11 protein-coding genes are annotated in these 12,562 nt (G+C 56.3%); 5 read left to right on the forward strand and 6 right to left on the reverse strand.

The genetic code is table 11. The annotated features are described in order from the left end of the window. The first annotated feature begins 216 nt into the window (after positions 1-216). From ABIC80_RS02215 to ABIC80_RS02225, 3 genes are read left to right on the forward strand one after another with little or no spacing between them, the layout of a single operon-like run. Complete coding sequence (locus ABIC80_RS02215) at positions 217-1,905, forward strand: LytS/YhcK type 5TM receptor domain-containing protein (RefSeq protein WP_429175252.1); 1,689 nt, start codon at positions 217-219, stop codon at positions 1,903-1,905. Further along, the gene (gene btsR / locus ABIC80_RS02220) at positions 1,899-2,618 is read left to right on the forward strand and encodes a two-component system response regulator BtsR (RefSeq protein ID WP_128482595.1); all 720 of its coding nucleotides are present in this window, start codon (positions 1,899-1,901) and stop codon (positions 2,616-2,618) included. Before ABIC80_RS02215 ends, btsR begins: the two co-directional genes overlap by 7 nt. Before the next feature lie 52 nt (positions 2,619-2,670). Further along, positions 2,671-3,141, forward strand: a complete 471-nt coding sequence (locus ABIC80_RS02225) for a DUF1456 family protein (protein WP_023479843.1) — start codon at positions 2,671-2,673, stop codon at positions 3,139-3,141. Positions 3,142-3,233: 92 nt separating this feature from the next. On the opposite strand, the gene ABIC80_RS02230 is transcribed toward ABIC80_RS02225, so the two are convergent. After that, the gene (locus ABIC80_RS02230; RefSeq protein ID WP_023479721.1) at positions 3,234-3,689 is read right to left on the reverse strand and encodes a YehR family lipoprotein; all 456 of its coding nucleotides are present in this window, start codon (positions 3,687-3,689) and stop codon (positions 3,234-3,236) included. A gap of 90 nt (positions 3,690-3,779) precedes the next feature. Beyond that, positions 3,780-5,810, reverse strand: a complete 2,031-nt coding sequence (metG, locus tag ABIC80_RS02235; protein WP_076770344.1) for a methionine--tRNA ligase — start codon at positions 5,808-5,810, stop codon at positions 3,780-3,782. A 165-nt stretch (positions 5,811-5,975) separates the two neighbouring features. On the opposite strand from metG, the gene apbC reads away from it, so the two are divergent. After that, positions 5,976-7,085, forward strand: coding sequence for an iron-sulfur cluster carrier protein ApbC (apbC, locus tag ABIC80_RS02240; protein WP_396461575.1), 1,110 nt, complete (start codon positions 5,976-5,978; stop codon positions 7,083-7,085). 634 nt (positions 7,086-7,719) lie between these two features. Here the strand turns inward: apbC and ABIC80_RS02245 are convergent. The 4 genes from ABIC80_RS02245 to ABIC80_RS02260 form a co-directional block, all read right to left on the reverse strand. Further along, on the reverse strand, positions 7,720-8,145 hold the full coding sequence (locus tag ABIC80_RS02245; RefSeq protein ID WP_429175254.1) for a GNAT family N-acetyltransferase: 426 nt from the start codon (positions 8,143-8,145) through the stop codon (positions 7,720-7,722). A 12-nt stretch (positions 8,146-8,157) separates the two neighbouring features. Beyond that, entirely contained in the window at positions 8,158-8,493 is a 336-nt protein-coding gene (locus tag ABIC80_RS02250; protein ID WP_094421009.1) for an RcnB family protein, read from the reverse strand. A gap of 196 nt (positions 8,494-8,689) precedes the next feature. Then, positions 8,690-9,703 (reverse strand): zinc-binding alcohol dehydrogenase family protein, encoded by a 1,014-nt coding sequence (locus tag ABIC80_RS02255; protein ID WP_429175256.1) that lies wholly within the window; start codon positions 9,701-9,703, stop codon positions 8,690-8,692. Positions 9,704-9,852: 149 nt separating this feature from the next. Beyond that, positions 9,853-10,965 carry an ABC transporter ATP-binding protein gene (locus tag ABIC80_RS02260; RefSeq protein ID WP_094421008.1) on the reverse strand — a complete coding sequence of 371 codons (1,113 nt, stop codon included), beginning with the start codon at positions 10,963-10,965 and terminating at the stop codon, positions 9,853-9,855. Positions 10,966-11,307: 342 nt separating this feature from the next. On the opposite strand from ABIC80_RS02260, the gene ABIC80_RS02265 reads away from it, so the two are divergent. Next, positions 11,308-12,543: an extracellular solute-binding protein gene (locus tag ABIC80_RS02265; RefSeq protein WP_094421006.1), complete on the forward strand. Its 1,236-nt coding sequence runs from the start codon at positions 11,308-11,310 to the stop codon at positions 12,541-12,543. Positions 12,544-12,562 lie beyond the last annotated feature (19 nt).

Here is a 12,562-nt window from a genome sequence, read left to right on the forward strand (position 1 = left end):
CTCTCCTTTGCTTCCCGAATGCCGGTATAACTGTAGACCTTTCTTAGGGGTGAAGACAACAACAGTAACGTTTTGTTTACTCTTTATTCATAACTGCGCATACCCAGGCACAATATGTGACTCAGAGCACGAATTTCTCTTTTTTTAACCTCTGTCGAAGAAACCGCCGCCGACTCGCTGTATGTTACGCGCTTTATGTGATGCGGTGTGGCGGGTATGTACGAGTTCAATCTGGTGTTGCTGCTGCTTCAGCAGATGTGTGTGTTTCTGGTGATCGCCTGGCTGATGAGCAAGACGCGCCTCTTTATCCCGCTGATCCAGGTCACCGTGCGTCTGCCGCACAAGCTGCTCTGTTACGTCACCTTCTCCATTTTCTGTATTCTCGGCACCTATTTCGGTCTGCATATTGAAGACTCCATCGCTAATACCCGTGCGATTGGCGCGGTGATGGGCGGCCTGCTTGGCGGCCCGCTGGTCGGTGGGCTGGTGGGGCTGACCGGCGGATTGCACCGCTACTCAATGGGCGGCATGACCGCACTGAGCTGCATGTTCTCGACCTTTATCGAAGGGCTGCTCGGCGGGCTGGTGCACAGTTTTCTTATCAAGCGCGGGCGTACCGACCGCGTGTTCAACCCCTTCACCGCCGGGGCGGTCACCTGCGTGGCGGAGCTGTTACAGATGGTGATCATCCTGCTGATTGCCCGCCCCTTCGAAAGCGCGCTGCATTTAGTGCAGAGCATCGCCGCGCCGATGATGGTGACCAATACCGTCGGCGCGGCGCTGTTTATGCGCATCCTGCTCGACAAGCGCGCCATGTTTGAGAAATACACCTCGGCCTTTTCCGCCACGGCGCTGAAAGTGGCGGCCTCCACCGAAGGGATTCTGCGCCAGGGCTTTAATGAAGAGAACAGCATGAGGGTGGCGCAGGTGCTCTATCAGGAGCTGGATATCGGCGCGGTGGCGATCACCGATCGCGAGCGGCTATTAGCTTTTACCGGCGCGGGGGACGATCACCATCTGCCGGGGCGGCCTATCTCCTCCGTCTGGACGCAGCGGGCGATTGAGACCGGCGAAGTGGTCTACGCCGACGGCAATGAGGTGCCGTATCGCTGTTCGCTGCACCCGCAGTGCAAGCTCGGCTCGACGCTGGTGATCCCGCTGCGCGGTGAAAACCAGCGCGTGGTCGGTACTATCAAACTTTATGAGGCGAAAAACCGCCTCTTTAGCTCCATCAACCGCACGCTGGGGGAGGGGATTGCGCAACTGCTCTCGGCGCAGATCCTCGCCGGGCAGTATGAGCGGCAAAAAGCGCTGCTGACCCAGTCGGAGATCAAACTCCTGCACGCGCAGGTTAATCCGCACTTCCTGTTTAACGCGCTCAACACCATTAAAGCAGTGATCCGCCGCGACAGCGATGAGGCCGGGCTGCTGGTGCAGTATCTCTCGACCTTTTTCCGTAAGAACTTGAAACGCCCCGCAGAAATCGTCACCCTTGCGGATGAGATTGAGCATGTAAATGCCTATTTGCAAATTGAAAAAGCGCGCTTTCAGGCGCGGTTGCAGGTACGGCTTGAGGTGCCGGAAGCGCTGGCGCACTTACACTTGCCCGCTTTCACGCTGCAACCGATAGTCGAAAACGCGATCAAACACGGCACGTCTCAGTTGCTGGGCGTGGGCGAGATCACGCTGCGTGCCAGCCAGCAGGCGCAGCATCTGGTGCTGGATATTGAGGATAACGCCGGGCTTTATCAGCCGAAAAACGATGCCGTTGGCTTAGGGATGAGCCTGGTGGATAAGCGGCTGCGCGCCCGTTTTGGTGACGAGTGCGGTATCAGCATCGCCTGCGAGCCGGATCTTTTTACCCGCATTACCTTGCGACTCCCTCTGGAGGAAGAGGCATGTTAAGAGTGCTGATTGTTGATGATGAACCGCTGGCGCGGGAAATGTTACGCAGTCTGCTGCAGGAAGAGCGCGATATCGAGGTGGTGGGCGAGTGCGGTAACGCCATTGAAGGGATTAGCGCGGTGCATAAACTGCGCCCCGACGTGCTGTTTCTTGATATCCAGATGCCGCGCATCAGCGGGCTGGAGATGGTCGGTATGCTCGATCCCGGCAACCGGCCTTACGTCGTGTTTCTCACCGCTTTTGATGAGTATGCGGTGCAGGCCTTTGAAGAGCACGCTTTCGACTACCTGCTTAAGCCAATCGAAACGCAACGGCTGACCAAAACGCTCAACCGCTTGCGTCAGGATCGCGGCGTGCAAGATGTGTCGCTGCTGGCGGAAAATCAGCAGCCGCTGAAGTTTATCCCCTGCACCGGTCACAGCCGCATCTGGTTACTGCAGATGGAGGAGGTGGCGTTTGTCAGCAGCCGGATGAGCGGCGTCTATGTCACCAGCCACGAAGGCAAAGAGGGCTTTACCGAGCTGACGCTGCGCACGCTGGAGAGCCGCACGCCGCTGGTGCGCTGCCACCGGCAATATCTTGTTAATATGGCTTTTCTTAAGGAGATCCGCCTTGAGGATAATGGCCAGGCCGAGCTGCTGCTGCGCGACGGGCTGACGGTGCCGGTGAGTCGACGCTATCTGAAAAATTTAAAAGAGGCGTTGGGGTTGTAAATTCCTGCGCGATGCCTACACTGCGCGCTGGTTCATCATTTCGGAAAGAGACATGCTAAATAACGATATCCTGCGCAGCCTGCGTTACACCCTGCAGGTCGACAACACCGCGCTGGTGCGCATTCTGGCGCTGGCGGACACTGAAGTCACGGCTGAACAGCTGGTTCCGTGGCTGCGTAAAGAGGATGAGGAGGGGTATAAACCCTGCCCGGATATTGTGCTGTCGGCGTTTCTTAATGGGCTGATTTATGAGAAGCGCGGCAAAGATGAGAGTGCGCCGCCGCTCGCCATGGAGCGCAAGCTCAACAACAATATCGTGCTGAAGAAGCTGCGCATCGCTTTCTCGTTAAAGACCGACGATATTCTGGCGATCCTCACCGAGCAGCAGTTCCGCGTCTCAATGCCAGAAATTACCGCCATGATGCGCTCTCCGGAGCATAAGAATTTCCGCGAATGCGGCGACCAGTTTTTGCGCTACTTCCTGCGCGGGCTGGCAGCACGTGGGCAGAAGCCGAAGAGCTGACACGCTTTTTAGCCGATAAAAAAACCGCATACACGCGAGGTGATGCGGTTTAATTAGCCCGGCAAACAATATGCTGCCGGGCGGTAAACGACTTATTTCACTTCTTTAAAGCCGCGCGCTTTCAGCAACTCTTCTGACTGCTTCATGCTGATTTTACCGTTAACCGTGCCGGTAAATTCAGAACCCTGCAGGCTGTTCAGCTGAGCGAAGTCCACTTCGTTGTAGTCAACTTCCAGCGTCTCCTGAGCATAGGTCTCTTCATACGCTACGCTCTCTTTCACGCCTTTCACGCTCTGGTATTTTTTGCTAATCGGATCCAGAACTTTCATCGCTTCTTCTTTGGTTTTCGCGCCAATAGAGGAGTATTCGATTTTGTTCTTCGCGGTCTGACGCTCTACTTCATCACCCTTGTAGTAGTAAGTCAGCGTCACTTCCGTGCCGCCCGTCGCCCAGGTAAAGGTCTTGCTCTCTTCTTTATCACCACAGCCGGTCAGGCCAACAACTAAAGCGACAGAAAAGAGTGCTGCAATGATTTTGCTGAATTTCACGATAATCCCCTATTTTCCATGTGAGGTAATGTTTTGTAAGACTGCGTATAACAGTATAGAAAAAGGCGCTGAATTCAGCGCCTTATTTTTTTATTTAACTTGTTGGCCCGCTTTTGCACCGCTATCCGGGCTGAGCAGGAAGATATCGCTGCCGCCAGGACCCGCTGCCATCACCATCCCTTCGGAGATGCCAAAGCGCATTTTGCGCGGTGCGAGGTTAGCCACCATCACCGTCAGGCGGCCAATCAGCGCGCTCGGATCCGGGTAGGCGGAACGAATGCCGGAGAAGACATTGCGCTTCTCACCGTCGAGATCGAGCGTCAGGCGCAGCAGCTTATCTGAGCCTTCGACAAACTCGGCGTTCTCAATCAGCGCCACGCGCATATCGACTTTGGCGAAATCGTCAAAGGTGATGGTCTCCTGAATCGGGTTGTCAGCCAGCTCGCCTGTTACCGGCGCGGCAGCGGCTTTGACTTCCTCTTTCGATGCCTCAACCAGCGCTTCCACCTGTTTCATCTCGATGCGGTTATAGAGCGCTTTAAACGGGTTCACTTTATGGCCGAGCAGCGGTTCGTTAATCGCATCCCACGTCAGCGTGGTGTTGAGGAACGCTTCGGTGCGCGCAGCCAGCGATGGCAGAACCGGTTTCAGCCAGGTCATCAGTACGCGGAACAGGTTGATACCCATTGAGCAGATGGCCTGCAAATCGGCATCGCGCCCTTCCTGCTTCGCGACAACCCACGGTGCTTGCTCATCAACATAGCGGTTCGCTACGTCGGCCAGCGCCATGATTTCACGTACCGCTTTACCAAACTCGCGGCTCTCCCACGCGCTGCCAATGGCGGCGGCGGCATCGGTAAAGGTTTTATACAGCGCCGGATCGGCCAGCTCTGATGCCAGCACGCCGTCGAAGCGTTTAGCGATAAAGCCCGCGTTACGCGAGGCCAGGTTCACCACTTTGTTAACGATATCGGCGTTCACGCGCTGGACGAAATCCTCCAGGTTGAGGTCGATATCATCAATGCGCGACGAGAGCTTGGCGGTGTAGTAGTAGCGCAGGCTGTCGGCATCAAAATGGTTCAGCCAGGTGCTGGCTTTAATAAAGGTACCGCGCGATTTGGACATCTTCGCGCCGTTAACCGTTACATAGCCGTGCACAAACAGGTTGGTCGGCTTGCGGAAACCGCTGCCTTCCAGCATCGCCGGCCAGAAGAGGCTGTGGAAATAGACGATATCTTTACCGATAAAGTGATAGAGCTCGGCGTCGGAATCTTTTTTCCACCAGTCGTCAAAGTTGAGATCGTCGCGCTTGTCGCAGAGGTTTTTGAACGAACCCATGTAGCCAATCGGCGCATCCAGCCAGACGTAGAAATATTTGCCCGGCGCGCCCGGAATTTCAAAGCCGAAGTAGGGCGCATCGCGGGAGATATCCCACTGTTGCAGACCGGATTCGAACCACTCCTGCATTTTGTTCGCCACCTGCTCCTGCAGCGCGCCGCTGCGGGTCCACGCCTGCAGCATTTCGCTGAACGACGGCAGGTCGAAGAAGAAGTGCTCGGAATCACGCATCACCGGCGTCGCGCCGGAGACCACCGACTTCGGCTCAATCAGCTCGGTCGGGCTGTAGGTCGCGCCGCACACTTCGCAGTTATCGCCATACTGATCCGCCGCTTTACATTTCGGGCAGGTGCCTTTTACAAAGCGGTCCGGCAGGAACATGCCTTTTTCCGGATCGTAGAGCTGGGAGATGGTGCGGTTTTTAATAAACCCGTTCTCTTTCAGACGGGTGTAAATAAGCTCGGCCAACTCGCGGTTCTCATCGCTGTGCGTTGAGTGGTAGTTGTCGTAGCTGATGTCGAAGCCAGCAAAATCGGTCTGATGCTCCTGACTCATTTCGCCAATCATCTGCTCCGGGGTGATCCCCAGCTGCTGTGCTTTCAGCATAATCGGCGTGCCGTGGGCGTCGTCCGCGCAGATGAAGTTGACCTGGTGGCCGCGCATTCGCTGGTAACGGACCCAGACATCAGCCTGGATGTGCTCCAGCATATGGCCGAGGTGGATGGAGCCGTTGGCGTACGGCAGCGCGCACGTTACCAGAATTTTCTTCGCGACTTGAGTCATAGTTGGCATTACATCTTCTTGAGAAAAAGGGTTTTCGATATTACCAAAAGGGTAACAATCGCGCCAAGCGATAAGGGCATTAATCCATAAATGGATAATTATTCCCTTTGGGGTAAACTTGAGCGCTACAAATGTCGTTTTCAGAACAACTACAAAGGAGTCGGGATGAGTTCGCAATCCCAGGCCAAATCCCCGGAAGCCTTACGGGCAATTGTCACCGGGACGCTGGCCGATTTTCAGCACCCCACCCTCAAACATAACCTGACAGCGCTGAAAGCCGTCCACCATGTTGCATGGCTGGATGAGACCCTGCATGTCGAGCTGCTGATGCCGTTCGTCTGGACCAGCGCTTTCGAAGAGCTGAAAGCCCAGTGCAGCGCCGAACTGCTGCGTCTGACCGGCGCGAGCGCCATCGACTGGAAGCTGTCGCACAATATCGCCACCCTGAAGCGGGTGAAAAACCAGCCGGGCGTGAACGGCGTGAAGAATATTATCGCCGTCAGCTCCGGCAAGGGCGGGGTAGGGAAATCCTCTACCGCCGTTAACCTTGCGCTGGCGCTGGCTGCGGAAGGGGCGAAAGTCGGTATTCTTGATGCCGATATCTATGGCCCGTCGATCCCGATGATGCTGGGCGCGGAAAATGAGCGTCCGACCTCGCCAGACGGCACGCATATGGCGCCGATCATCGCTCATGGCCTGGCGACCAACTCGATTGGTTACCTGGTGACGGACGATAATGCAATGGTGTGGCGCGGGCCGATGGCCAGCAAAGCGCTGCTGCAGATGTTGCAGGAGTCCATGTGGCCGGATCTCGATTACCTTGTGCTCGACATGCCGCCAGGCACCGGCGATATCCAGCTGACGCTGGCGCAAAACATTCCGGTGACCGGCGCGCTGGTGGTGACCACGCCGCAGGATATCGCGCTGATTGATGCTAAAAAAGGCATTGTCATGTTCGAGAAAGTGGAGGTGCCGGTGCTCGGCATCGTAGAGAACATGAGCATGCATGTGTGCAGCCACTGTGGTCACCATGAGCCGATTTTCGGCACCGGCGGCGCAGAGAAGCTGGCGGAGCAGTATCATACGCAATTGCTGGGCCAGATGCCGCTGCATATCTCGCTACGTGAAGATCTCGATAAGGGGACGCCGACGGTGATCAGCCGCCCGGATAGCGAGTTCACCGCTATCTACCGCAACCTTGCAGGTCGCGTAGCTGCCCAGCTTTACTGGCAGGGCGAGATTATCCCCGGTGAGATCGCGTTCCGCGCAGTGTGATTGAATGCCGGATGGCGGCTATGCCTTATCTGGCCTACGGGCACGAATTCGCTGAAACGGAGTAGGCCGGATAAGCGTGTAACGCGCCATCCGGCATTATCTCCGCGGCACCAATTGCCGGATGGCGGCTACGCCTTATCCGGCCTACGGTAACGAATCCGCTGAAACGGCGTAGGCCGGATAAGCGTGTAACGCGCCATCCTGCAATGGGGTTGGATTAGTGGAATGGTTCCGTTCACCAGGCGTGCGGCGGAATGTTTTACTCATCGGTGCGGTGAACGGGACAAGGGAAGCGGCCGCGCTCCCCTTGTCAATCCCCGCGGCCCCGCGAGGAAATCGGTGCTGCGCACTGCGCTCACCTCCCGCGAGCCTGACTGCGGCCGGCTCGACTCGACATCCTGTCTCGGTTCGCCTCTGTCCGCCATCCATGGCGTTCAGACCTTGTCATTCCCGCTTCGGCTCGCCGATTTCAGCGGGGACACAACCCCTCGCTGTAAGATGGGCGGCCACTGAAAAATTGTTGCTGCTGAAACCGCGTAGGCCGGATAAGCGTTTACGCGCCATCCGGCATTGTATCGCGGCACCAATTGCCGGATGGCGGCTTCGCCTTATCAGGCCTACGAAATGACAAAACCTACTTCAACACATAGTGCATCAGCACATAATCCCCTTGCGGGGAGATGCCTTTGGCCTCAACGCGCCAGCCGTGGCGCTGATAAAAGTCGAGCGCTGTTTTATTGCGCAGCAAACACTTTAGCGCGCCGGTGCTGCTAAAGGTACTCTGCACATGCTCAAGCAGCGCGCTACCCACGCCTTTTCCCTGAAACGCAGGGTCGATAAACAAATTATGCAGGAAGTTATCGTTCTCCAGGACCGATGCGAACCCCATCCGGTGCCCGTTCTCTTCCGCCACCCAAATCACCTCGCCCAGCGTCGCGGAGTCAAAATCTTCCAGAGCCCAGTCGCGGCTATCCAGCCAGGTCCAGGCTTCTTTACGGGCATGCAGATACAGGGTACGCAGAAACGGCCTGTCACTCTCCTGCCAGCGGCGGATAATCACAGGCGCTCCCGGTTAACGATGATAGAAAATGTCGCCATTGTAGGCTTTGAGGATTTTGCCGTCGGCATCGGTGATCAACACGTAGTTGCCGCCCATGTAGGTCCAGTGGCTACCGGCATCCGGTGCGGGAAGGTTACGTAACTTCCACTGCTTAATGTTGTAATCGTCGCTGCGGTACATCTCCGGCACCGTGTCGCCAATGGTGAATTTGGTAAAGTCGGCAACAAACTCTTTCACTTCAAATGACTGTGTGCCGCTTGCAGGCGGCGTCGCGGGCGGCGTTTCAGCATAGGTTACTGAAGCCGTCGCCAGCAGCGCACCCAGAAGCATCATTTTTGTTTTACGCATACTCTCTCCAGGTTGTTCTTATACATTTCACGTAGTTGCATAAATAGCACGACATCATTGCCGTTTACAGACAGCGGAGCAACCAGCAAAAAATAACGCTTTGGTAAAAAGTGTAAGCAAACCCAGGAAAAAGCAGTGCGGGCGGAGAAACAATTTCGCTCTCCGCCCGGCAGGTTTGGGAGTAATCCTGGCAGGATCAGCCCGCAAACCCCTCCAGCACGATTTTGCCCACCGCGCGCTGGCTCTCAAGCAGCGCATGAGCCTTACGCAGGTTAGCCGCGGTGATCGCACCGCCGTGCTCGCCCAGCGTGGTTTTCAGCACGCCGCTGTCGATCAACTCCGCAACCCGCGTCAACAACTGATGCTGGGCAATCATATCGTCAGTCGTGAACATCGAGCGGGTAAACATAAACTCCCAGTGCAGCGACAGGCTCTTCGCTTTCAGCGGCATCGCATCCAGGCTGTCGGGATCGTCAATCAGCGCCAGCTTACCCTGCGGTTTAAGGGCGTTAATCAGCTGCTGATAGTGATCCTGCGTATTGGTCAGGCTGGCGACGTGCGTCACCTCTTTGATGCCGATCCGCGCCAGCTCTTCGGTCAGCGGCTTGCTGTGGTCAATCACATGGTGCGCGCCACGATCCTTCACCCACTGCTGGCTGGCAGGGCGCGATGCGGTGCCGATCACCGTCATATGGGTGAGCTGGCGCGCCAACTGCGTCAGAATAGAACCGACACCGCCCGCTGCGCCGACAATCAGCAGCACATCACCGTCGTTGCCATTTTCTTTTACGCCGAGGCGGTCAAACAGCAGCTCCCAGGCGGTAATGGCTGTCAGGGGCAGGGCGGCGGCAGAGGCGTTATCGAGCGAAGCGGGTTTGCGTGCCACAATACGCTCATCAACCAGCTGATATTCGCTGTTGCTCCCCGGGCGGGTTAGTGCCCCGGCGTACCACACTTCATCGCCCGGCTGAAACAGGGTGACCGACTCGCCGACCTCTTTCACGACGCCCACGGCGTCCCAGCCGAGCACGCGCGGCGTATCAGCATTAAAACCGGCACGCACTTTGGTATCCACCGGGTTCACGGAAATGGCTTTCACTTCCACCAGCAGATCGTGTCCGCTGGCTTGCGGTTGCGGCAGGTCAATATCGGTGAGGGCATCAAGGTTGCTGCCGCCAGCGGCGGCGCGGGTAATTGCGATGGCTTTCATAACAGGCTCCGTTTTGTTGGGTTTTCATCACTACCGGTAAGGGTAGACAACGTTGCTTTGATGAAAAACCAGCAAAATGGAGCAGCACTTATCGTTCTCGAGTGAAAATGCAGTGCCGGATGACGCTTACGCCTTCTCCGGCCTGGAAGTTACATATCGTGGTTGGGCACCGGGATATCGGCGCTGACGCGCTGATCCTGCTCGTCAAAAATCATGCAGTGACGGCTGTCGAAGGCGAGGGCGATCTTCTGCCACGGGCGGAAATGCACATCGCCCGGCAGCAGGATTTTAATATTGTCGTGGCCGTAACATTGACCAAACAGATAGGTGTTGTTGCCCAGCCGCTCTACCACTTCGCACTGGAACTCAAGGGGCACGCCGCCCGTCATCTCTGTTGCGAGGTGCTCCGGGCGAATACCGAGCGTAATGGCCGCGCCCACCTCCAGCGGTGAAGTGGTGATGCCGAGCGTCAGCTGGTGGCCCTGAGCAAGGGTAATAGTGACTTCACCAGGCTGCCACTGGCTTACCGTGGCGGGGAGGAAGTTCATCTTTGGCGAGCCGATAAAACCGGCGACAAACTTGTTTTTCGGGTTGTAGTAGAGCGACATCGGTGAGCCCATCTGCTCAACGTTGCCGTAATTCATCACTACGATCTTGTCCGCCAGCGTCATCGCTTCCACCTGGTCATGGGTAACATAGACCATGGTGGTTTTCAGCTCCTGGTGCAGGCGGGCGATATGCAGCCGCATCTCGACGCGCAGTTCAGCATCAAGGTTAGAAAGAGGTTCATCGAACATAAAGACGCGCGGGTTACGCACAATCGCACGGCCAATGGCGACGCGCTGGCGCTGGCCGCCGGAGAGCTGCTTCGGTTTGCGATCCAGCAGGTGGCTTAATTGCAGGGTCTTCGCCACCATTTCCACCTGGCGGCGGATCTCCTCCTTCGGCACTTTGTTCACTTTCAGCCCGTAGCCCATGTTCTCCGCCACGGTCATATGGGGGTAGAGCGCATAGGACTGGAACACCATCGAGACACCGCGATGGGCGGGCGCAACATCGTTCATCACTTCATCGCCAATCAACACTTCGCCTTCGCTCACCTCTTCCAGCCCGGCAATCATGCGCAGCATGGTGGATTTCCCGCAGCCGGAGGGGCCGACAAACACCGCAAATTCGCCGTCATCAATCGACAGATTGACATTGTTCAGCGTCACCGTGTCGCCAAACCGCTTGGTGACATTTCTCAGTCGTATATTGGACATCAACGTTCCCCGAATGTAATAGCCGTTACTGGCCGTTTGTCAGCTGTTTTGTTTTACGTATAACAATCAGGAGACAGTGCTGCTCAACGGCGAAAAATCATGGTCTGACTATAACTTCCACGGATTTAGGGCCCTATACTCAATTTTCATTTCTGTAACATTGGTCACATAACGCAACGTTTATTCTCGTTTTATCAGTGCGTAAAGCGTAGCGTATAACAAATACGATAAGGCGAGTGAATACGTCTTAAGCCCTGCAATATCAGGTGGTTTGCCAGAGAAGTGACCTGATGATGCGCCATAAAAACCATGAAATTGTTATACCTTGACATGAGGTTGATAATGAAAAAGAAGACCCTTACCGCACTGATTTTGACAACGCTTGCCGCCGGGCAGCTTGTCGGCTTGCAGGCGCATGCCGCCGCACAGCAACTCAATGTCTGGGAAGACATCAAAAAATCGTCCGGCATCCAGGATGCGGTGCGCGATTTTGAGCAGAAATATAACGTCAAAGTTAACGTGCAGGAGATGCCCTACGCCCAGCAGCTGGAGAAACTCCGTCTCGATGGCCCGGCGGGCATCGGCCCGGACGTGCTGGTGATCCCCAATGATCAGTTGGGCGGCGCGGTTGTGCAAGGCCTGCTGACCCCCCTGAATCTGGACAAAGAAAAGGTTGACGCCTTTACGCCTGCCTCCATCAACGCCTTCCGCCTCGACAACACCCTGTATGGCGTGCCGAAAGCGGTAGAGACGCTGGTGCTGATCTACAACAAAGATCTTATCGACAAGCCGCTGCAAAGCCTGCCGGAGTGGCTCGACTACTCGAAAAAACAGCGCGCGCAGAACAAATATGGCCTGCTGGCGAAGTTCGATCAGATTTACTACAGCTGGGGCGCGATTGGCCCGATGGGCGGCTATCTGTTCGGCAAAAACGACAAAGGCGGCTATAACCCGCAGGATATCGGCCTGAATAAACCTGGCGCGGTGGAAGCCGTTACCTTCCTGAAAAACTTCTATGCCGAAGGTGTCTTCCCGTCGGGGATCCTCGGCGATAACGGGCTTAACGCCATCGATTCGCTGTTTACCGAGAAAAAAGCGGCGGCGGTGATTAACGGCCCGTGGGCGTTCCAGCCCTATGAAGCTGCCGGCATTAACTACGGCGTCGTGCCGCTGCCGAACCTGCCGGATGGCAAACCGATGAGCTCCTTCCTCGGCGTGAAAGGCTATGTCGTCTCGACCTGGAGCAAAGACAAAGCGCTGGCGCAGCAATTTATCGAGTTTATCAACCAGCCGCAGTACGTGAAGACGCGCTATATCGCCACGCGCGAAATTCCGGCGCAGAAAGCGATGATTGACGATCCAGTGATTAAAAACGACGAGAAGGCGAGCGCCGTAGCGGTGCAGGCCGCCCGCGCAACCGCGATGCCGGGCATTCCGGAGATGGGTGAAGTGTGGGGCCCGGCGAACGCCGCGCTGGAGCTGAGCCTGACCGGTAAACAGGCTCCGCAGGCAGCGCTGGATGCCGCTGCTAAGCAGATCCAGATGCAGGTCGAAGCGATGCAGGCCAGTAACCAGTAACCGCGTGTTGGTACAGAAA

Source organism: Kosakonia sp. 1610, assembly GCF_050435845.1.
Lineage (GTDB): Bacteria > Pseudomonadota > Gammaproteobacteria > Enterobacterales > Enterobacteriaceae > Kosakonia > Kosakonia cowanii.

What these genes read in the sequence shown, in the direction of transcription:
- metG (WP_076770344.1), bottom strand. Translation starts at nt 5,810, where the DNA reads ATGACTCAAGTCGCGAAGAAAATTCTGGTAACGTGCGCGCTGCCGTAC.
- apbC (WP_396461575.1), top strand. Translation starts at nt 5,976, where the DNA reads ATGAGTTCGCAATCCCAGGCCAAATCCCCGGAAGCCTTACGGGCAATT.
- ABIC80_RS02215 (WP_429175252.1), top strand. Translation starts at nt 217, where the DNA reads ATGTACGAGTTCAATCTGGTGTTGCTGCTGCTTCAGCAGATGTGTGTG.
- ABIC80_RS02225 (WP_023479843.1), top strand. Translation starts at nt 2,671, where the DNA reads ATGCTAAATAACGATATCCTGCGCAGCCTGCGTTACACCCTGCAGGTC.
- ABIC80_RS02265 (WP_094421006.1), top strand. Translation starts at nt 11,308, where the DNA reads ATGAAAAAGAAGACCCTTACCGCACTGATTTTGACAACGCTTGCCGCC.
- ABIC80_RS02255 (WP_429175256.1), bottom strand. Translation starts at nt 9,703, where the DNA reads ATGAAAGCCATCGCAATTACCCGCGCCGCCGCTGGCGGCAGCAACCTT.
- ABIC80_RS02250 (WP_094421009.1), bottom strand. Translation starts at nt 8,493, where the DNA reads ATGCGTAAAACAAAAATGATGCTTCTGGGTGCGCTGCTGGCGACGGCT.
- btsR (WP_128482595.1), top strand. Translation starts at nt 1,899, where the DNA reads ATGTTAAGAGTGCTGATTGTTGATGATGAACCGCTGGCGCGGGAAATG.
- ABIC80_RS02260 (WP_094421008.1), bottom strand. Translation starts at nt 10,965, where the DNA reads ATGTCCAATATACGACTGAGAAATGTCACCAAGCGGTTTGGCGACACG.